We start from the raw sequence: 19,015 nt of genomic DNA on the forward strand, positions 1-19,015 counted from the left end.
GCAATAACCACTTTGCGGGGTTTCCCGCCACGGTCGCCGCTGTCGGCCTGTTGCCGTCCCAAACCTTTAACACTTTGAAGCCAAGGTTGTCGCACAAGAATTCGTTGGCGAGAGGGCCGCATCAGAAAATGTCGCAGCAGCCGGCGCACGCCGTTTCAGGCAGGCTCATACTCCTGATCAAGTCCGGCTACTGGCTGGCTCTGCTGATCATCGCCGCCATGGTCGTGGCCTCCTTCATCCTGCTGCAACAGGTGATGGCGACCCAACGGCACAATCAGGCGCTGCTCGATATTGTCAGCACACAAAAAGCCCTGTCGCAGCGCATCGTCTTCCTTGCCGGCGCGACAGGCAGCGCGCAGCGCGATCAACAGCGCGCCCTGGTTACCGCGCTCAAGCAAGCGACGGTGGAGTTCGAGAAGAACTACGATCTGCTGCTCGAGCGGACCGCCGCCGACCCGGCGTCGCCTGCAAGGTTCGATCCTAAATCGATCGAGAGCGTGCTTTTCGCCAAGCCGTTCCATCTCGACTATTTCTCGGTCGGGCTTATTGCCAACGGCGAACGCCTGATCTCGTCGTTCGAATCGCGGCTCAACATGGCCGGCAATGGTGGCTACAAAGGTGGAGAGGAGCGCGTCAACCTGAACGCTTCCGTTGCCAACGCAACATTGTCGGGCTATGCCGCACTTGGCCAGCGCATCAGCGCCTTTGCAGACCAGCGATCCGAAACACTTCTCGAGCTTAACCGCACATTGTTCTACTCGACCATCGGCGTCATCGTGCTGGTGGCGCTTTTCATTTTCAGGCCGATGTCGAATGCTATCTTGCGCAGGACCCGCGAGCTGGTCGATGCGCGCAATTCCATGGCCTTTATTGCCGTGCATGACGGGCTGACCGGCCTGCACAACCGCACCTTCCTGACCGAGCATTTCGATACGTTGATCAATGCCGCGCAGCGACGGCGTGAACGGGTTGCCGTGGTGCAGTTCGATCTCGACCGGTTCAAGCAGATCAACGACACGTTCGGCCACGCCGCCGGCGATTATGTGCTGGTGGCGGCTGCGCAACGCATGCGTGATTCGTGCCGTACGTCGGATCTCAACGTGCGTCTCGGCGGCGATGAATTCGTCATGATTCTCAACGCGCCGGCAACACCGAGGACATCGATACCGTCGCCAGGCGCATCCTGACCAAGCTCAACAAGCCGATCGTCTTTCGAGGCACGACGATCCATCCGGGCGTAAGTGCCGGGATTGCGGTCTATCCTGTCGACGCCGACAATGCGCAGGATCTGCTCGTCCATGCCGATCTGGCGCTGTATTCCGCCAAGAAGCACGGCGGCGGCAGCTTGTCGTTCTTCTCCGAGGAGCTGAGACGCGAACTCGATTATCGCAAGCAGCTCGAGCTGGATATCAGGACCGCCATCTCGGAGAAAGCGTTCGAGGTCTATTTCCAGCCGCAGGTGTCGCTGTCGAACGGCGCCATCAGTGGCATCGAGGCTCTGGTTCGCTGGAGACATGCCGAGCGCGGCATGATCGCGCCGGGCGAGTTCATTCCGGTCGCGGAAAAATGTGGCCTGATGCCCGAGATCGGCCGCATCGTCATTGCCAAGGCGATCAACGAAGCAGCCGAATGGAACCGCGCAGGCATCGGCTTCGGCCGGATCGCCGTCAACGTGTCCGGTTCGGAGCTGCGCGAGACAGATTTCGAAGTCTTCCTGTTCGGGACGCTGGAAAGGACCGGCCTGCCCGCGCACAAACTATCGCTGGAGATCGTCGAATCCGTCATTCTCGACGACGAGAAGACCGGTATCGCGGCAAAGCTGCGGCACATCCGCGCCGCCGGCATCCATCTTGAGCTCGACGATTTCGGCACCGGCTACGCATCGCTCAGCCATGTCAATCCAAACGAGATCGACCGGCTGAAGATCGACCGCCGCTTCGTCCAGAACATCAACGAGAACAGCGGCAACACAAAGATCGTGCGTGCCCTCACCGAGCTCGCCCGCGGTCTCGGCATCTCGATCGTTGCCGAGGGCGCCGAAACCGAAGCCGAGCTCGACTCGCTGATGGCGATCGGCTGCGACCAGGTGCAAGGATATTCCATCGCTTTTCCGATGCCGCCGGACAGGGTGCGTGAATGGCTGGTGGCACGGACGCCGAAAAAGGCCAGGCTGACAGTGCTGCAGGGCAGCCGGGCGTAGATCCGTCATGGTTCGGCCTTGCGAACCGACCTGATGGGCCGAGGCGGAAGGTCATCCTCATCACCGGGAAATGCTGCCAGCAATTGTCCAAAGCTGGGCACACGCGCCAGCTTTTTCATAGTCCTGGAACGACAGCATGACCGCCTGCTTGCGGCCACGCCGGGTGATGACGGCCGGTTCTCCCGCGATGACCTGATCGAGCACCGCCGAGAGTTTAGCCCTGGCATCCTTCAGCGAAATTTCGCGCATGGCGTCTTCCTAGCCTAATTTCTAGCTCTCGACATTGGCCCGCAGCGCAGCCAGCACCTTTGCAAACTCCGCCAGCCTGTCGTCGGACAGCCCTTTCCGCAGCCGTTTGTCGAAGGCTAACGCGGCCGTGCGCAATTTCAGGAACAACGCCTCTCCGGCCTGGGTCAGCTCCACCTGGTGAACCCGGCGGTTCTCGGGATCGCGGCGTCGCATCAGCAGGCCTTGCGTCTCCATGGCGTTGAGATGGTGGGTCAGCGTTGCGCCCCGGATGCCGATCATGCCGGCGAGCTCGCGTTGGTTGGCCATCTCCCGCGACTTGACCGACAGCAGAGTGACCCAGACCGGCAGCGTGCCGCCGGCCTCGACCAAGGCAGCGTCGAAAGCCTGCGCGACCAGCTTTGCGGTGCGGGCGAGATTCATCCCGATTGGCGGGCGGTCAAAGGGTGTCATGGTCGGACACTAGAACAAGGGCGAAGCCGATGGAACCGGCTCGAGCTTATGCATTGACATCTAATCATTTGATATCTATCAATGTGCCTAGCGGTGGGCAAGAGAGGAAATGCGGTCATGCAATATGTCTACATCATCGTCCTCGGCCTTCACGTCATGGCGGGTGTGTTCTGGGCCGGCACCACCATCGCGGTTGCCCGCGAACCGGAGATCAGGGCGGAACGTTTCTTCCGGCCGCAAATGGGCGCGGCCGGCGTGGTTTTCCTCACGGGTTTGCTGCTTTGGTATTTCTTCCACAACGGCTCTTTCGGCTCGATGGAAAAAGTCCTGGCGCTGGGCATCTTGACGGCGTTGATCGCCGCCGGGGTTCAGGGCGCACTGGTGGGTTCCGCCAGCAGGCAGCTGGCCGGCGCTGATGCGGCGAAGCAAACCCAGTTGCGCGCCAAGATGACAAAAGGCGAACGCATCGCCGGCGGCCTGCTGGTCATCACCGTGTTCTGCATGGCCACCGCCAGGATGTTTTGAACGTCCTGCCGCAATCGCAAGATCGTACGGTGCCCGGCGATGGCCGGCGGCGTGCGCGGCGCGCAGCCCGGACCAAAGTACCGTGGTGGCTCTCCGTACGGAGGTTCGGCTGCGCGCCACCAATCAATCCAAAATATTCCTCAGATCCGCAAGCCGAACCTGATGCCGTCATAGATTGCAGCATGGATGTTACGCGAGGCAACTGCGTCGCCGATGCGGAAGAGCACGAAGCCACTTTGCGGATTGCGCACGGGGAAGATATCGCCGCCATTGACCAGTTTTTCGTAGTCGATCGCGCCGGCGTTCTTCGACAGCGGCTTCAGCGCCAGATAGAGATCGTCGAGCGGCAGCGTGCCATGCTCGACCACCACCTGGTCGACCCGCCGCTCGCCGCGCCAGCCATCGGCGAAGTCGGAGGCGAGCTCGGCGATCAACTGGTTGCCTTCGCGCCGCACAGAACGCAGCCGTGTGTTGATGGTCACCGTGACACCCTTTTCCTGGAAGGCGCGCATGTAGGGCACATGGTTCATGCCGCCCATTTCCGGGGCGAAGAAGCGCTCTGGCGAAACCAGCTCCAGCCTGGCGCCGCTATTGGCGATCAGTTCGGCGGCACCCATGCCCTGATGGCCGCCATTGTCGTCATAGAGCAGCACGTTCTCGGCCGGCTTGACGCTGCCGGCCATGATGTCCCAGCTCGAGGTGACGAGATCGTCGCCCGCCGTCAGAGGCGGGTTCTGCGGCAGGCCGCCGGTGGCGATCACCACCACGTCGGGCGACAGCGCCAGCACGTCGTCCTTCTCCGCCCAGGTATCGTAGCGGATCTCGACACCGAGCCGGTCGAGTTCGGCCAGACGCCAGTCGATGATGCCGATCAATTCCTTGCGGCGCGGGTTCTGCGTTGCCAGCCGCACCTGGCCGCCGGCCTGGCTCGATGCTTCCAGCACCGTCACCTGGTGCCCACGTTCGGCGGCGACGCGCGCCGCCTCCAGTCCGCCGGCGCCGGCGCCGACGACGACCACCTTCCGCTTCGGTCCCTCGGTTTTCGGAATAGTATGCGGTATCGACGCCTCGCGGCCCGTCGCCGCATTGTGGATGCACAGTGCCTCACCGCCCTCATAGATGCGGTCGAGGCAATAGGTGGCGCCGACGCAAGGGCGGATCTCGTGCTCGCGGCCCTCCATCACTTTTTTGACGATATGCGGGTCGGCAATGTGGGCACGCGTCATGCCGACCATGTCGAGCTTGCCAGTGGCGATGGCGTGGCGCGCGGTGGCGACGTCGGAAATCCGCGCCGCATGGAAGGTCGGGAATTTCGTCGCCGCTCTCACCTCCCCTGCGAAGTCGAGGTGTGGTGACGAGCGCATGCCGGTCACCGGGATGACCTTGGTCAGCGCGGCATCGGTCTCGATCGAACCACGGATGATGTTGAGGAAATCGACCTTGCCGGATCCGGCCAGCCGCCTGGCGATTTCGACGCCCTCCTGTTTCGACAGGCCTTTCTCGAAATCCTCGTCGGCGACCATGCGGATGCCGACGACGAATTTTTGGCCGACCGCCGCCCGCACCGCGTCGAGCACCATGCCGGTGAAGCGCAGCCGGTTGTCAAGCGAGCCGCCGAAATCATCGTCGCGCTGGTTGGTGGCCGGCGACCAGAAGCCGTCCATCAGGTGGCCGTAGGCCTCGAATTCGATGCCATCGAGGCCGGCAGCCTGGCAGCGCTGGGCGGCAGCGGCATAGTCGGCGACGATGCGCTCGATGTCCCAGTCCTCGATAGTCTTGGGAAAGGCGCGATGGGCCGGTTCGCGAACCGGCGAAGCCGACAGGACCGGCAGCCAGTCGGCCTTGTTCCAACCGGTGCGGCGGCCGAGATGGGTGATCTGTATCATCACCTTGCAATCGTGCTCGTGGCAGGCGTCGGTCAGCTCGGCGAGCCACGGCACGATGCGGTCGTCATAGACATGCAGATTGCCAAAAGCGGCCGGGCTGTCGCGCGAGACGATCGCCGAACCGGCGGTCATGGTCAGCGCCATGCCGCCCTTGGCCTTTTCGGCATGGTAGAGCCGGTACCGCTCTTTCGGCATGCCGTCCTCTGAATAGGCCGGCTCATGGCTGGTCGACATCACCCGGTTCTTCAGCGTCAGATGCTTGAGCTGATAGGGCTGGAGGAGCGGGTCGTTGCTAGTCATCGTCTTCCTGCTGTTTCAAATTGTGCTAATGAGCGGCAAATTTTTGTTTTTACGCATGTCGCTGTCCCAAAATCGCTGCGCAGTTTTGGGCGACATGCAGCAAGGAACCTGCTCATGACCGATACGAAAAACCTCACCCAGCTCGGCACCAACGTCGAGGCGCCACAGAGCCCTGAAGCGGCAGTCCTGGAAACCGTGCCGTTTTCGCGCGGCGACGGCCCGCCGGCCATCGTTCGCTTCACCTGCCCGGAATTCACGTCGCTCTGCCCGGTCACCGGCCAGCCGGACTTCGCCCATATCGTCATCGACTACGCACCCGATGCGCTGCTGGTGGAATCGAAGTCGCTCAAGCTGTTCATGACCTCGTTTCGCAACCATGGCGCCTTCCACGAAGAATGCACCGTCATGATCGGCCGCCGCATCATCGCCACGACCAAGCCATTGTGGTTGCGCGTCGGCGGCTACTGGTATCCGCGCGGCGGCATTCCGATCGACGTGTTCTGGCAAACCGGCGCGCCGCCGGAAGGTGTGTGGCTGCCCGACACCGGCGTCGCCCCCTATCGTGGACGCGGCTAATCGGACGGAGCGGCTCATCTGATCCCGGTCCGGCACAGGTTGGTCTCCAGGAAAGGCATCACCGCGTCGCGGTACCGCTGTTGGTCATAGCGATAGAGATCGACATGCCGCGCGCCGTCGAACCACACCAGCTTTGCGTGAGCGCCCGCCGCATCTTTCAACGCCAGTGTCTGGCTGCGAGCGACAAACGGATCCGAATTGCCTGCTAGCAGCAAGATCGGCCGATCAATCGTGCCGATGCGATCGACCGGCCTGACATCCTCTACCCCGAAGCCAAGGCGGAGCTGCATCTGCGCCAAGAGGACGGTCGCCTGTACGTCGCGTAACATAGGCAAGGGCGCTCGCAACGCCGTGGTTTCCAGCAAAGTCGCGTAGAGCTGCTCCAGGACATAGGCATCGGCATGCTCCTGCTGAGCGCCAAACACAAAAGCAGCCGCACCGAGCGACGAACCGATGGCCGCCACCTTGCGACCAGCGAAGCGTTGCCGCGCAAAGGCGAGGATGCGACTGGCGTCCTGCCGTTCGATGTAACCAAAGCCTCTGATATCGCCGCCGCTTTCGCCATGTCCCGACAGATCGAACAGCACGATCGAGTAGCCGCTTTCGAAAAGCAGCTTCGCTCTTGGAACCATGGCCAGCTTGTTTGAACCGCGTCCGTGTAACAGCACGATTGTTCCGCAACTGTCCTGCCGATCCGCCACCCAACCGGCAAGGTCGGGCGCGCCCTCCTGCTTCAGAACGCTGCGCTCCACCGGTAACCCCACAGGCAGCGTGAAGCTTTGCCGAGGCACGCGGGCCACCGCGCGGCTTCCTGCCTCCCAGCTGACAGCGCAGGCCAGGACGCAAACCGCCGCGAATAAAGCAACCACGACAGGACCTCTTCTCATCGATCGGTCACGTGCACTTCGCATCAGTTGAGCGGCAGCCGCCGGTAGCGGCTGGGATTGTTCGGGTCGCTGAAATGGCCCATCGGCCCGTGTTCGGCGAAGTGGCCCGCCCAGCGCTTCATCGAAGCCGGATCGAGTTCGACGCCCAGGCCATGCCCCTCCGGCACGCGCACCGTATTGCCGGTCTGCCGGAATGGGCCGTCCTTGATGACATCGCCGATCTGCCAGCGAAACAGCGACTGCGATGCTTCGGTGATCCACGGTGTCGCCGCCACGACGTGCAAATAAGCCGATGTCATGATGCCGAGATCGTTCGAATAGCACCAGAACCCCTTGCCCATCGCCTCACAGGCGGCGATGAATTTCAGAGTTTTCGACAATCCGCCGAGTGCTGCGAAATTGCAGACGAAGTAATCCGGCGCACCGAGCGCGACTGCCCGCCTGAGATCCGGGATGTGCGTGGAGAACGGAATGCGCGAATGCTGGCGCAGCGCCGCCATCTCCTCGAAGGTCGCGACCGGATCCTCGTAATTGCGGATGTTGAACGGCTCGATCTCGCGCAGCACCCAGCGCGCTGTGGTTAGCGACCACTGCATGTTGGAATCGAGTTTGATCTGCGCCTTGTCGCCAAGCGCCTCGCGCAGCATGCGCACTGTCCTGATCTCGAGCTCGGGATCGCCCATGATCAGCTTGCCCTCGAAGATCGTCGAGCCGTGCTGTTCTCGCATGCCGAGACAGTAGTCGACGATCGCTTCGGCGGTCATCTCGCCGCCGGCTCCGCCTTGAGCGGGGCGAAAGGCGAAATATTCCGAAAACGGAATGTCCTTGCGCACCGCGCCGCCGAGCAGCTTATAGAGCGGCATACCGAAGACCTTGCCTCTTATATCCCACAGCGCCAGGTCGACGGCGCCGAACGCCACCGTGGCTGCGTTCTCGCCGGTGTTGGCGGTGATCTGCCAGGGCGGCACACAGCGCGCCTCGCAGTCGGCGATGTCGAGCGGATCGGCGCCAATCAGCGCCGGCGCGATCTCGGCCTTGATCACCTCGCCGAAATGCCACCATGGCGCCTCGCCCAGTCCGACCACGCCTTCGTCCGTCTCGACCTCGATGATCGATTTCGAGGCGCCGCCGTAGAGACCAGCCGTCCACCAGAACGGAGCATCGAGCGGGACGTTGACGTGGGTGACGCGGATGTTGGTGATCTTCATCGGTTCCGTTCTCACTCACACTGGTATTGGCTTAGCGCCCATTCGCCGGTCACCGAGAGAAGGTCCGATATCTTCCAGTCGCCGTCGACTTTCCTGAATTTCCACTCCAGCCGGTGCGGGTTGCCGGCGACGACGAAGGCGACGACGACCTTGGCCTCGTCGCCCTTGATCGCTTCGATGGTCTTCAGGCTTTTGTCGATCTCCGCCTTGTCGTATTCGGAATTGTCGAGCGCCATGTTGGGATCGAGGCATTCGCCCTGCCCCGACTTCCGCAGCGCGTCGCTCTTGTCGAGCACCGACTTTGCCGGGTCGGTGAAATGGCCCCGCTGAGCCGGATCGACCTCGAGCCCGGCATGCTCGTAGAACGGCTTCACCACCGCGGTCGGCGAGCCCGGCTGCACGGGTGCGGCCGGCGCGTTTTCTGCCGGCGGCAAAACTGCCTTCGGCGGTGCCGCACTGTCGGCCGGCGCGTTTGCGGGCGGCGCGCCGAACAGGCCCTGAGCGGCGGCGCTGCTCAATCCGGCCAGCAGGCACGCAGTCGCCAAAAGCCAGGGATGACAGCGGAGCACGGCATCACTCCGGCGACTGCCCGGCCAGGCATTCGAGCGCACTCAGCGTCCACCCGCTGGTCTTCGAGGTGATGTCGGCGACCTTCCACTGGCCGTCGATCTTCTTCAACGACCAGACCATTTCGCGTTTGGAATCATCCCCTTCCGGAAAAAGGTTGAAGGTCGCCGTCACCTCGGCGCTGTCGCCATCCAGCGTTTCGGCCAGCGTCAGCGTCTTGGCCACGGTCTTCTCGTCATAGTCCTGCGCATCGAGACCAGGGGCGAAGTCGATGCAGGGAACTTCATCCGGATGGTTCTTTGCCGCATTGTCGTTCAGTTCGAACAGTTTCGTCACCGGTGCGGTGAAGCGGTCGCGATATTGCGCATCGGCCTCGAATTTGACCGACGGGACATAAAAGAACTTCACGGCATTGGCAGCAGGGCCGGCAAACGCGGCCGCCGGCAAGGCCATCGAAAGCGCCGCAACAAAAAGTGGCAGTTTCATGCGTGTCCCCGATTGTTCACTGACGGAAGCTATCAGTACCACGCATCTTGCCCGTCAGCTTTCTTGCGGTCCATGAAATCCTGCAACGCGTCCTCTGCTGGCAACTCAGGCGTTCAGCCAGACGTTCTGGAGATCCATTTCGAAGGTTTGGTGCACACCGTAGTTCTTCACCTTCTCGTTCATGTGGCTGAACAGCTTCTGCCAGAACGGCTGAATGATGACGCCCGAATCCTGCAGGATCTGCTCGATGTCCTTCATGACCTCGCGGCGTTTCTCGACGTCGATGAGCGAGAGAGCCTGCTTGAGCTTGGCGTCAAAATCAGGGTTCGAGTAGCCGGTTTCGTTCCAGGCCTCGCCGGTGCGATAGCCGAGCGCCAACACCTGGACGCCAAGCGGGCGCATGTACCAGATGGTCATGGAATAAGGATATTTCGTCCAGTCGTTCCAGAAGGTCGAACCCGGCAGCACCGTGCGCTTCACTTTGATCCCGGCATCGCGCAACTGGCCGGCAATCGCGTCGCCGGTGTTCTTTTGCCAATCGTCCTCGACGGTGATCAGTTCATGCTCGAAGTCGGCCTGCCCGGCCTCCGCCATCAGCTTCTTGGCGCCCGCTGCGTCGCGTGTCTTCTTGGGCAGCGCGTAGTATTCCGGATGAATCGGGCTGACGTGGTGGTTTTCACCGACGGTGCCTCGCCCGGCATAGCCAAGTTCGAGCACCGCATTGTTGTCGACGGCCATCTGGAGGGCGTTGCGGACCCGCTTGTCATCGTAGGGTTTGTGCGTGATGTTGGTGCGGGCAACGAGCGTGGTCGCTGTCGCGACCTCCGATTTCACCAGCCCCATCTTGTCGAGGATGTCTATGAAGTCGGCAGGCGTCTCGAAGTTGAGATCGATTTCGCCGGAGTCGAATGCGTTTACGGACGCATTGAAATCGGTTCCGTAGTCGATGAATTCGACGCCGTCGAGAAGCGCTTCACCGCCCCACCATTTGCCATTTTCGCGACGTTTGACGACCGCTTTCTGGCCGACCGCATAAGACACCAGCTCGAACGGCCCGGTGCCAACCGGCTTCTCGATCGGATTGGCGCCGTCGGCGTCGAAGTTGCGATGGACCACCAGCGCCGGATAGTCGGTGAAGTTCGGGATCAGCGAGATGTCCGGTTCGTTCAGCTTCAGCTTCACCGTGTTGTCGTCGACCTTGGTGATCGCCCCTTCCCTGGCCTTGCCGGTCTTTGCATCGATCAGCGCACCGACGCGCGCGGCCATAGAATTGCCGGCGGCAGCCTTCTCGCACCAGCGCGTCAGATTGTAGACCACGTCATCGGCGCTAAAAGCATCGCCGTTGTTCCAGGCGATGCCCTTGCGAACATGCAGCACATATTCGGTGGCGTCGTCGTTGACCTCCCAGCTTTCGAGCAGAACCGGCTCGAAAGTGAACTGGCGCGTGTAGCGGACAAGCGGCTCCAGCCAGCAGCGTGAAATGTTCGCGAGTTCCACCCAGTCGTAGGTGCGCGGATCCTTTTGTGCCTTCACCGACATCGAAACGTGGAGCGTGCCGCCTTTCTTCGGCTCTTCAGCCAAAGCCCGCTGCGGCATGGCAAGGCCGATCATGCCGTAGGCAAAGGCCGTCGATGCGCCGAAGGCGCTTGCCAGAGCCAGAAACTCGCGCCGATCCACACGACCTGCACGCGCCTCGCTGGCCATCGCTTCGATGGCGCTCGGCACCCGATCACCGTTGCTTCTGAAGAGTGTCATTTTTTCCTCCGTTATGGTTCCCATCGGGTCTTCGCCCGTTATCAACTAACGCTGTCCGGCAGTTTCTCCTCGCGCCGCGCAATCAAATCTTTGAGACCATCGGCGATGCCCTCATCGAGCTTCGGCTCCTCGTAATCGGCGAGCATGTTGCGCGCTTTCTCGCGGCCGCGGGTGTCGTGGTCCTTTGCTCCTTCCGCCTTCCACTGTTCGAACGAATTGAAGTCCATGATGCTCGGTATGAAGAAGGCGGACTCGAAATGTTCGAGCGTGTGCTGGGTGCCGAGGAAATGGCCCTGCGGTCCGACCTCGCGGATAGCCGCCATAGCCTCCTTGAAATCGTCGAATGGCAGCCCGCCGGCATATTTGTACCAGCCGACAAGCTGCTCGCAGTCGGTGGCAAATTTCGAATAGCCGCAGGTCAGGCCGGCCTCGAGCCAACCGGCGGAGTGCCAGATGTAGTTGGCGCCGGCAAGGATGGCGGCATGCATCAGCATGTTCGCCTCGTAGCCCGCCTGGGCGTCGTTCAGCTTCGAGCCGACATGGAAACCGGACGTGCGCCACGGCAGCCGATACTTCCGCGCCAGCGCGCCCATGAGATACATCATCTGGGCCGCCTCCGGCGTGCCGCCCATGGGAGCGCCGGTCTTCATGTCGACCGTCACCATGAACTGTCCGTAGATCTGCGGCGAACCCGGACGCAACAGCTGTGTGAACGCGACACCCGCCAGCGCTTCGGCATTGACCTGCGCGACCGCACCGACGGCAGAGGCCGAAGTCGAGGCGCCGCAAAGAGCGAAGGGCGCGAGGATCAGCGGCTGGTTGTGGCGCGCATAGACTTTCATCGCGTCCAGCATGGTGGCATCCCAGACCAGCGGCGAATTGCAGTTGGTGATCGCCACCAGGACCGGGTTGTCGCGGACATAGTCCTCGCCGAACACGATGCCCGCCATCGCCATCGTGTCTTCGGCCCGATCCCTGGACGTCACGATGCCCATGAACGGCTTGTCGGAGTGCTTCAGCGCCGAATGGATGATGTGGAGGTGACGCTTCGGCACTGGAATTTCCATCGGCTCGCAGATGATCGAGCTCGACGAGTGCAGCGCCGGCGCCATGTAGGCGAGCTTGTGGAAATTGTGGAGGTCGGCGAGTGTGCCGTAGCGCCTGTTGTTGTCGAGGTCGCGCACGTATGGCGCGCCATACATCGGCACGAAGATGGAGTTGTTGCCGCCCACACGTACCGAACGCTGGGGATTCCTCGCATTGAGCGTAAATTCCGACGGGACCTTCGAGATGAGCTCCATGAGCAGGGCGCGGTCGATGCGGACCCTTGTCTCCGAGACATCGGCGCCCGCCGCCTTCCACATTGCGATCGCCTCGTCGTCGCGGAACTCGCATCCCACCTCTTCGAGGATCGAGAGCGATTCCTGGTGGATCAGTTCCACCGCCTCGTCCGGAACCATCTGATACACCGGAATCTTGCGGACCAGGGTCGGAAATGACGCAACGGGTGCGCCTCGCAGCGCCTTGCGCCCCAGGCGGCCACCCGCGCGACGATTGGTATGTTCGCTCACTTCAACGGCCGGTGCGTTCATGGAGGCTCCATCTTCCTGTCTCGACCAATCTAGCCAGACAAAATGCAGCTGTGACGCTGGAAAATCCTGATCTCTTGTATAAGGTCAGCTTATGCGAAGCTTGCGCCACCTGCTGCCGTCGGCGGGCAGCCTGATCGTTTTCGAGGCCGCCGGGCGGCTGTCGAGCTTTACCGCCGCCGGACGGGAGCTCGGCATGACGCAGGCTGCCGTGTCCTATGCGATCCGCGGGCTCGAAGAACAGCTCGGCGCCAAACTCTTCCAGCGCCGCCACCGGCAAGTCAGCCTTACCGAGGCCGGCGACCGCTTCCATGCCGACGTCTCGCTCGGCCTGTCGCACATTCGCAAGTCGGCGGAGGATCTGCGCCAGATCGCCGTCGGCGCGCATGTGACGCTCGCCGCCTCGACCGCCTTCGCCTCATTCTGGATGATGCCGCGCCTGCAGCAGTTTCGCGACGAATTGCCGGGCATCGACCTGCGCATCCAGACCGCCGACCGCGATCTCGACATCATCGCCGAGGACATCCCGCTCGGCGTCCGCGGCGGCGAGCCCAGGGAATGGCCGGATTATCATTCCCTGCCGCTGGCCGATGAAGTGATATTCCCCGTCGCCGGCGCGAGTTATGTGGCCCGGTTCGGGCTGCCGGAGCGTGTCGCGGACCTTCAATCGCACCGCCTCATCCATCTCGAAGAGCCGTTTCGCGAGGCCGCGAGCTGGGACGAGTGGTTCGCCTCGGCCGGTGTCGACATCGCCGATGCCGGACGTGGCTTGCGCATCAACGACTATGCGCTGGTGATCCAGGCAGTCATGGAAGGGCAAGGCATCGCGCTCGGCTGGGGTCACCTCGCCGAGCGGCTGCTGGCATCAGGGCTGCTGGTGCGCGTCACCGGCCACACGATGACGACCGGCAAGGGCTTTCATGTCATCTGGTCGAGGAACCGCGAGCTCAGCGACAACGCCCGCAAGGTACGGGACTGGCTGGCGGCGCAAGCATGAGGCTATCCCATCAATGCCCCGGTCAAACCGTCACGACAATCTTGCCGAATTGTTCGTTCGCTTCGAGATAACGATGCGCCTCGACGATCTGGTCGAACGGAAAGGTTCTGGCGATTGCCGGCTTCAGCGAACCCGAGCTTAGTCCGTCAAGGATGAACGCCTTGGCGGCCTGCAGCCGGACCGGATCGCGCACGATCTCATGCATGAGATAACCGCGCAGCGTCAGTGTCTTCGCCAGCACTGCAGGTAGCGGAAAGGGTGTCGGGTCGAGGCTCAAGCCGCCATATTCGATGAGAATGCCACCCGCTGCCATCACTGCCGTCAGAGGCTCGAAAATCGGACCGCCGACGGCGTCGAACACCACGCGCACGCCGTCCGGGCCGGCGATTTGCTTCAGCCTGGCCTCCAGATCTTCTTCCGCCGAAGCGATGACGTGGGCCGCGCCGAATGCAACCAAAGCCCGCTTCTTGGCAGACGTCCGTGTGACCGCGATCGGGGTCGCGCCAACCAGGTTGGCGATCTGGATCGCCGCAAGTCCGACACTGCTCGAGGCCGCAGTGATAACAACAAAGTCGTCCCGGCCAAGTTGGGCAATGTCGATCAGCGCACCATAGGCCGTGAGATATTGCATCCACGCGGCGGCGGCCTCTTCCCAGCTCAGCGCCGGCGGGTGCTTGACGACGAGCTCGGCGGGGTATGTGGCAATCTCACCATAGGCAGGCCAGCGGACCATCGACAATGGCGGCACGATGCTGACGGCATCGCCCGGCGCAAAACCGCTCACGCCTTGGCCGACCACCTCGACGATCCCCGCCGCCTCAAGCCCAAGACCCGAAGGTAAGGGCGCGGTCTGGATGTATCTGCCTGAACGGAGCAGCGCCTCGGCCCGGTTGAGACCCAACGCCTTGACACGGATCTGGACCTCGCCTCGCCCGGGCGCAGGCATGTCGACATTCTCGATGCGCAGAACCTCGGGACCACCAAGCTCATGAAAACGAACGACACGCGCCATCGGTCACAACTCCAAAATATTTGAACTGAATCAGCTATGCCAGCGGCGATCAGGCGGATAAATAGCCGCTTGAGTAGATCAGCAGAAACTGTAGGTTTTGAATATGGATCGCCTTACGAGCATGGCCGTGTTCGTCAAAGCCGTCGACCTTGGCTCGTTCGCGGCCGCGGCGGCCGCTCTCGATCTGTCCGGGCCGATGGTCGGCAAACATGTCCGGTTTCTCGAGGAGCGCCTGAGCGTGCGCCTCATCAACCGGACCACACGCCGCCAAAGCCTGACGGATTTCGGGCGCGCCTATTACGAACGCTGCCGGCTGGTGCTTGCCGAAGCGGAGGCCGCGGATGCACTCGCCGCCGACCAGCTTGCCGAACCGCGCGGAAAGCTGCGCGTGCTCATGCCGGTGCATTTCGGCCGGCGCTGCGTTGCCCCGATCCTGTTCGGGCTTGCGCAGCAATATCCGGCGCTGGAACTTGATCTGTCGTTCAGCGACACCCTCGCCGACCTCGCCGAGGACGGCTGCGATCTTGCCATTAGAACGGGCGACCTGGAGGACCAGGCCGAGGCAATGGCGCGTCGCATCGCGCGCCAGCACATGGTCGTCTGCGCGTCGCCGTCCTATCTCGACCGGCACGGCCAGCCGCAGGAAATAGATGACCTGGGCCGCCATCACGCGATCATCTACCGCCGTTCCGGGCGCGCCGTTCAGCCGTGGCTGTTTCCGCGCAACGGCCAGCCCGCGATGGAGATCCGGCCCGTCAGCAGATTGCGGCTCGACGATCTCGATGCCATTGCCGATGCCGCGGCCGCTGGCATGGGGCTCGCCTGGCTGCCGTACTGGCTGGTTCGCCGGCGCATCCAGGCAGGCGCGCTTGTCCTGCTATTGCCGGAACAATCCCGGTTTCTCTACGACGTTCATGCCCTTTGGTTGCAGACGCCTCATCTGCCGATGAAAGTCCGCCTTGCCGTCGATGCACTGGCGGCAGCGCTGCCCAAGCTCCTGAGTTGAAGGCACGCTCGCGGTCAGCTGCGCGGATTTCCTCGAGAACGACCCGACGATTGAACAATAATCTATATGGTAAGATTTCGAATATACAGGAGGTAAACCAGAACAACTGTTAGCGATATTGAAATAATCGTCCAAATAGTGAACAAAATTACTCTTGCAATACGACTCTTTCGACGCTGTATCCATCGAGCGAACTTTACCATTAAGTAATCTAGGATGACGTCCAAATGTCGCCTCCAACGGCCATTCGCTTCAGATTTTGGCCTTCGCCCGACTAAATCCACTAAGTCAATTGGGGGCCAAGCCCATTCACTTCAACAATTTTCCTATCTCTACATCGTGGCGGGACAGCACCCCCCTCTGGCCTGCCGGCCATCTCCCCCGCAAGGGGGGAGATTGGCGGTTCATGCGTCCCGCCAACCTTTGAGACATTGGAGACTGGCGGAGGCCGAGGCGACATCCGATCTCCCCCCTTGCGGGGGAGATGGCCGGCAGGCCAGAGGGGGGTGGGACGGAGCGCAACGGAGCAGTCTCCCTGCCTTGCAACAATCAACGCTATTCTCCCCCTCCCGCATCGGCCACGAATCCGCCTATAGTGCTGCCATGCCCATCCGCCAGCTTTCCGAAACGATGATCAACCAGATCGCCGCCGGCGAAGTCATCGAGCGTCCGGCAAGCGTGGTCAAGGAACTGGTCGAGAACGCGCTCGATGCCGGCGCTACCAGAGTCGAGATCGTCACCGCCGGCGGCGGGCTGAACCTGATCCGCGTCAGCGATGACGGCTCGGGCATTCCGGAAAAGGAACTGGCGCTGGCGATCGCGCGCCATTGCACCTCCAAGCTCGCCGACGACATTCACGACATCCGCTCGCTCGGCTTTCGCGGCGAGGCCTTGCCTTCGATCGGCTCGGTGGCGCGGCTGTCGATCCGCTCGCGCACCGTGTCCAGTGACAACGCCGCCGAGATCGGCATCGACGGCGGTCGCGTCTCCGCCGTCAGGCCGGCCGCCGCCAATCGCGGCACCACGGTCGAGGTGCGCGACCTGTTCTTCGCCACGCCGGCGCGGCTCAAATTCATGAAGGGCGAGCGCGCCGAAAGCTCGGCCATCGGCGACGTGGTCAAGCGCATCGCCATCGCCTTCCCCGCCGTGCGCTTCACTCTGGCCGGCCCGGACCGCTCGACGCTGGAACTGCCGGCGACCGACGACAGCCCGGAAGGCCGGCTGCGCCGGGTGGCACAGGTGATGGGCGCCGACTTTCCGGACAATGCGATCGCCATCGACGCGATGCGGGACGGCGTGCACCTCGCCGGCCATGTCTCGGTCCCCTCCTTCACCCGCGCCAACGCGCTACAGCAATACGCCTATGTCAACGGCCGCCCGGTGCGTGACAAATTGATCGCCGGCGCCATTCGCGGCGCCTTCGCCGACGTGCTGCCGCGCGACCGCCATGCCGTCACCGTGCTATTCCTGACGCTCGATCCGGCGATCGTCGACGTCAACGTCCACCCGGCCAAGGCAGACGTGCGCTTCCGCGACCCGGGGCTGGTGCGCGGGCTGATCGTCGGCGCCATCCGTGAAGCACTGGCCCATGCCGGCATCCGCGCCGCCACCACGGGGGCCGCCGGCATGATGGCGGCGTTCCGGCCAGGCGCGGCATCCTATGCGCATGGCGGGCCGGCCAACGGTCACCGCAGTTACGAGGCCGCCTATCGGGCCTCAGGCTTTGCCGGGTTCGATCCGGCCCGTTCGCCGCAGCGGCCGCTCGCTATGGGCGGCGGCTTGGGCGAGGACGAGCAGGCGGCGTTCGATGCCGGGCCGCTGCACAGTGCCGACGCGCGCGCCGGACAGGACCAGGCGGCAGAGACGCTGCTCGGCACGGCATTGGGCGCGGCGCGCGCACAAGTGCATGAGAACTACATCGTCGCCCAGACTAGGGATTCGCTCGTCATCGTCGACCAGCATGCGGCGCATGAGCGGCTGGTCTATGAGGCCTTGAAAAATGCGCTGCACTCACGCGCGGTGCCGTCACAGATGTTGCTGCTGCCCGAAATCGTCGATCTGTCGGAGGAAGATGCCGAGCGGCTCGCCATGCACTCCGAGACGCTGGCCCGCTTCGGCCTCGGCATCGAGCGCTTCGGCCCCGGTGCCGTCGCGGTGCGCGAGACGCCGTCGATGCTTGGTGAGACCAACGTCCAGCAGCTGGTGCGCGACCTCGCCGACGAGATCGCCGACAACGATACGGTCGACACGCTGAAGGAGCGGCTGGACAAAATAGCCGCGACCATGGCCTGCCACGGCTCGGTGCGTTCCGGCCGTCTGCTCAAGCCCGAAGAGATGAACGCGCTGCTGCGCCAGATGGAGGCGACGCCCGGCTCCGGCACCTGCAACCACGGCCGCCCCACCTACATCGAGCTCAAGCTGTCGGATATCGAGAGGCTGTTCGGCAGGCGGTAAGCCTTACCCTGCGCAATGCCAAGCGGGCACCCGCTCAGTTCACCAATTTATGATACTTTTTGGTTTTAGGAGAGAAAGCATAGTCCATGCTATAGCCGGCGCCGCCGCCGCGAAAGCTTACAGAAATAATCTCGACGGTTTTTTCCGTGTGTTTTTGAACGTTCATATAGATTGGTGTCATCAGCATACCCGCGTCGCAATCTTCGTCATCGAAAACGATCTCTTGAACGACTTTCTTGCTGCGCTTGCTGATGACTAGCAACTTTTCCATGCAAATGCCGGCGTCGGTTTTCGCGTAGATTCCCGCAAATCTATCGGTGGCGGTCTGCGCCCAGAACGGGATCTCAACGGTTCCATCAATCTTCCCGTCGCCGGTATCGTCCAGGCTCGCAACTTTCTTGAGCGTAACGGGATGTTTGTCCGCACCCTTGCTCCATGCCCCCGTTGCACCGCTTTCACCAATGTCCAGAGAAAATGGGCATCCAGTAGTGTCGACGGGCGTTTTCGATCCCATGACCAGGACCCGGTCGAATTCCTTGTCGTCCGCAACCTCGCAAAGGGACACGCTGGTGCCGTTGATCTTGCCGTACACGGCTATCGGGCTTTGCTTCGCGTCGTAGAAATAGCTCCCCTCGACCGTAATCCCGCTGCCGAAACTGTCATTCCTCTGCAGCGACAGATGGACTGGGTTAGGCCCAATGAAACCTTCGTAATTTTCGACCTGATACCAACCCGCGGCGGCTTTTTGGCTGAGCAGCAGCAAGAAAAACACTGCGGAGATAAACTGCATTCCCATGTCGACCCTTACTGCGCTTCGCCAACGCGATCAACATAGACACCCGCCTGGCTCGTGTCTGCATCGCAATGG

Annotated in this window: 16 protein-coding genes and 2 pseudogenes; 7 read left to right on the top strand and 11 right to left on the bottom strand. The window is 62.4% G+C overall.

From position 1 onward, the window contains the following. Positions 1 to 860: 860 nt before the first annotated feature. Both NKH17_RS24090 and NKH17_RS24095 read left to right on the top strand, forming a co-directional pair. A pseudogene (locus tag NKH17_RS24090) lies at positions 861 to 1,279 on the top strand (diguanylate cyclase domain-containing protein); the annotation flags it as partial. A gap of 66 nt (positions 1,280 to 1,345) precedes the next feature. Continuing rightward, positions 1,346 to 2,200, top strand: coding sequence for a putative bifunctional diguanylate cyclase/phosphodiesterase (locus NKH17_RS24095; protein ID WP_352899883.1), 855 nt, complete (start codon positions 1,346 to 1,348; stop codon positions 2,198 to 2,200). Between the two features lie 5 nt (positions 2,201 to 2,205). On the opposite strand, the pseudogene NKH17_RS24100 reads toward NKH17_RS24095, so the two are convergent. Both NKH17_RS24100 and NKH17_RS24105 read right to left on the bottom strand, forming a co-directional pair. Further along, positions 2,206 to 2,449 (bottom strand): annotated as a pseudogene (locus NKH17_RS24100) (type II toxin-antitoxin system Phd/YefM family antitoxin). A 21-nt stretch (positions 2,450 to 2,470) separates the two neighbouring features. Continuing rightward, positions 2,471 to 2,899 (bottom strand): MarR family winged helix-turn-helix transcriptional regulator, encoded by a 429-nt coding sequence (locus tag NKH17_RS24105; RefSeq protein WP_352899859.1) that lies wholly within the window; start codon positions 2,897 to 2,899, stop codon positions 2,471 to 2,473. A gap of 117 nt (positions 2,900 to 3,016) precedes the next feature. On the opposite strand from NKH17_RS24105, the gene NKH17_RS24110 reads away from it, so the two are divergent. Further along, positions 3,017 to 3,424, top strand: a complete 408-nt coding sequence (locus NKH17_RS24110; RefSeq protein ID WP_023674396.1) for a hypothetical protein — start codon at positions 3,017 to 3,019, stop codon at positions 3,422 to 3,424. Positions 3,425 to 3,564: 140 nt separating this feature from the next. Here the strand turns inward: NKH17_RS24110 and NKH17_RS24115 are convergent, their stop codons facing one another. Beyond that, entirely contained in the window at positions 3,565 to 5,610 is a 2,046-nt protein-coding gene (locus NKH17_RS24115) for an oxidoreductase (protein ID WP_352899861.1), read from the bottom strand. A gap of 114 nt (positions 5,611 to 5,724) precedes the next feature. Here NKH17_RS24115 and queF point away from each other — a divergent pair, with 114 nt between their 5' ends. After that, complete coding sequence (gene queF / locus NKH17_RS24120; RefSeq protein ID WP_352802684.1) at positions 5,725 to 6,186, top strand: preQ(1) synthase; 462 nt, start codon at positions 5,725 to 5,727, stop codon at positions 6,184 to 6,186. Between the two features lie 14 nt (positions 6,187 to 6,200). Here queF and NKH17_RS24125 read toward each other — a convergent pair whose 3' ends face one another. The 6 genes from NKH17_RS24125 to NKH17_RS24150 form a co-directional block, all read right to left on the bottom strand. After that, positions 6,201 to 7,097 (bottom strand): alpha/beta hydrolase, encoded by an 897-nt coding sequence (locus NKH17_RS24125; RefSeq protein WP_352899864.1) that lies wholly within the window; start codon positions 7,095 to 7,097, stop codon positions 6,201 to 6,203. Then, entirely contained in the window at positions 7,097 to 8,281 is a 1,185-nt protein-coding gene (locus NKH17_RS24130; RefSeq protein ID WP_352690799.1) for a mandelate racemase/muconate lactonizing enzyme family protein, read from the bottom strand. Before NKH17_RS24130 ends, NKH17_RS24125 begins: the two co-directional genes overlap by 1 nt. Positions 8,282 to 8,292: 11 nt before the next feature. Then, positions 8,293 to 8,850, bottom strand: a complete 558-nt coding sequence (locus NKH17_RS24135; RefSeq protein ID WP_352479947.1) for a hypothetical protein — start codon at positions 8,848 to 8,850, stop codon at positions 8,293 to 8,295. Positions 8,851 to 8,854: 4 nt separating this feature from the next. After that, on the bottom strand, positions 8,855 to 9,334 hold the full coding sequence (locus NKH17_RS24140) for a DUF3828 domain-containing protein (RefSeq protein ID WP_352509574.1): 480 nt from the start codon (positions 9,332 to 9,334) through the stop codon (positions 8,855 to 8,857). Between the two features lie 105 nt (positions 9,335 to 9,439). Continuing rightward, positions 9,440 to 11,089, bottom strand: a complete 1,650-nt coding sequence (locus NKH17_RS24145; RefSeq protein ID WP_352802677.1) for an ABC transporter substrate-binding protein — start codon at positions 11,087 to 11,089, stop codon at positions 9,440 to 9,442. A gap of 41 nt (positions 11,090 to 11,130) precedes the next feature. Further along, positions 11,131 to 12,681: a trimethylamine methyltransferase family protein gene (locus NKH17_RS24150; protein WP_352479944.1), complete on the bottom strand. Its 1,551-nt coding sequence runs from the start codon at positions 12,679 to 12,681 to the stop codon at positions 11,131 to 11,133. Positions 12,682 to 12,772: 91 nt separating this feature from the next. Here NKH17_RS24150 and NKH17_RS24155 point away from each other — a divergent pair, with 91 nt between their 5' ends. Continuing rightward, a complete protein-coding gene (locus NKH17_RS24155; RefSeq protein WP_254817464.1) occupies positions 12,773 to 13,675 on the top strand; it encodes a LysR substrate-binding domain-containing protein in 903 nt (300 codons plus the stop codon). Positions 13,676 to 13,697: 22 nt separating this feature from the next. Here the strand turns inward: NKH17_RS24155 and NKH17_RS24160 are convergent, their stop codons facing one another. Then, positions 13,698 to 14,687, bottom strand: coding sequence for a zinc-dependent alcohol dehydrogenase family protein (locus tag NKH17_RS24160; protein ID WP_352479943.1), 990 nt, complete (start codon positions 14,685 to 14,687; stop codon positions 13,698 to 13,700). A 103-nt stretch (positions 14,688 to 14,790) separates the two neighbouring features. Between NKH17_RS24160 and NKH17_RS24165 the strand changes: the two genes are divergently transcribed. Continuing rightward, complete coding sequence (locus NKH17_RS24165; protein ID WP_352479942.1) at positions 14,791 to 15,693, top strand: LysR family transcriptional regulator; 903 nt, start codon at positions 14,791 to 14,793, stop codon at positions 15,691 to 15,693. A 603-nt stretch (positions 15,694 to 16,296) separates the two neighbouring features. After that, positions 16,297 to 18,147: a DNA mismatch repair endonuclease MutL gene (gene mutL, locus NKH17_RS24170; RefSeq protein ID WP_352479969.1), complete on the top strand. Its 1,851-nt coding sequence runs from the start codon at positions 16,297 to 16,299 to the stop codon at positions 18,145 to 18,147. Positions 18,148 to 18,181: 34 nt separating this feature from the next. On the opposite strand, the gene NKH17_RS24175 is transcribed toward mutL, so the two are convergent. Continuing rightward, positions 18,182 to 18,937, bottom strand: coding sequence for a hypothetical protein (locus NKH17_RS24175; RefSeq protein ID WP_352479941.1), 756 nt, complete (start codon positions 18,935 to 18,937; stop codon positions 18,182 to 18,184). Positions 18,938 to 19,015 lie beyond the last annotated feature (78 nt).

Source organism: Mesorhizobium sp. M1334 (genome assembly GCF_040317995.1).
Taxonomy (GTDB): domain Bacteria; phylum Pseudomonadota; class Alphaproteobacteria; order Rhizobiales; family Rhizobiaceae; genus Mesorhizobium.

Excerpts from the sequence above, each read along its gene's own strand:
- NKH17_RS24105 (WP_352899859.1), bottom strand. The coding sequence starts at position 2,899 with ATGACACCCTTTGACCGCCCGCCAATCGGGATGAATCTCGCCCGCACC.
- NKH17_RS24110 (WP_023674396.1), top strand. The coding sequence starts at position 3,017 with ATGCAATATGTCTACATCATCGTCCTCGGCCTTCACGTCATGGCGGGT.
- NKH17_RS24115 (WP_352899861.1), bottom strand. The coding sequence starts at position 5,610 with ATGACTAGCAACGACCCGCTCCTCCAGCCCTATCAGCTCAAGCATCTG.
- queF (WP_352802684.1), top strand. The coding sequence starts at position 5,725 with ATGACCGATACGAAAAACCTCACCCAGCTCGGCACCAACGTCGAGGCG.
- NKH17_RS24125 (WP_352899864.1), bottom strand. The coding sequence starts at position 7,097 with ATGCGAAGTGCACGTGACCGATCGATGAGAAGAGGTCCTGTCGTGGTT.
- NKH17_RS24130 (WP_352690799.1), bottom strand. The coding sequence starts at position 8,281 with ATGAAGATCACCAACATCCGCGTCACCCACGTCAACGTCCCGCTCGAT.
- NKH17_RS24140 (WP_352509574.1), bottom strand. The coding sequence starts at position 9,334 with ATGAAACTGCCACTTTTTGTTGCGGCGCTTTCGATGGCCTTGCCGGCG.
- NKH17_RS24145 (WP_352802677.1), bottom strand. The coding sequence starts at position 11,089 with ATGACACTCTTCAGAAGCAACGGTGATCGGGTGCCGAGCGCCATCGAA.
- NKH17_RS24150 (WP_352479944.1), bottom strand. The coding sequence starts at position 12,681 with ATGAACGCACCGGCCGTTGAAGTGAGCGAACATACCAATCGTCGCGCG.
- NKH17_RS24155 (WP_254817464.1), top strand. The coding sequence starts at position 12,773 with ATGCGAAGCTTGCGCCACCTGCTGCCGTCGGCGGGCAGCCTGATCGTT.
- NKH17_RS24160 (WP_352479943.1), bottom strand. The coding sequence starts at position 14,687 with ATGGCGCGTGTCGTTCGTTTTCATGAGCTTGGTGGTCCCGAGGTTCTG.
- NKH17_RS24165 (WP_352479942.1), top strand. The coding sequence starts at position 14,791 with ATGGATCGCCTTACGAGCATGGCCGTGTTCGTCAAAGCCGTCGACCTT.
- mutL (WP_352479969.1), top strand. The coding sequence starts at position 16,297 with ATGCCCATCCGCCAGCTTTCCGAAACGATGATCAACCAGATCGCCGCC.
- NKH17_RS24175 (WP_352479941.1), bottom strand. The coding sequence starts at position 18,937 with ATGCAGTTTATCTCCGCAGTGTTTTTCTTGCTGCTGCTCAGCCAAAAA.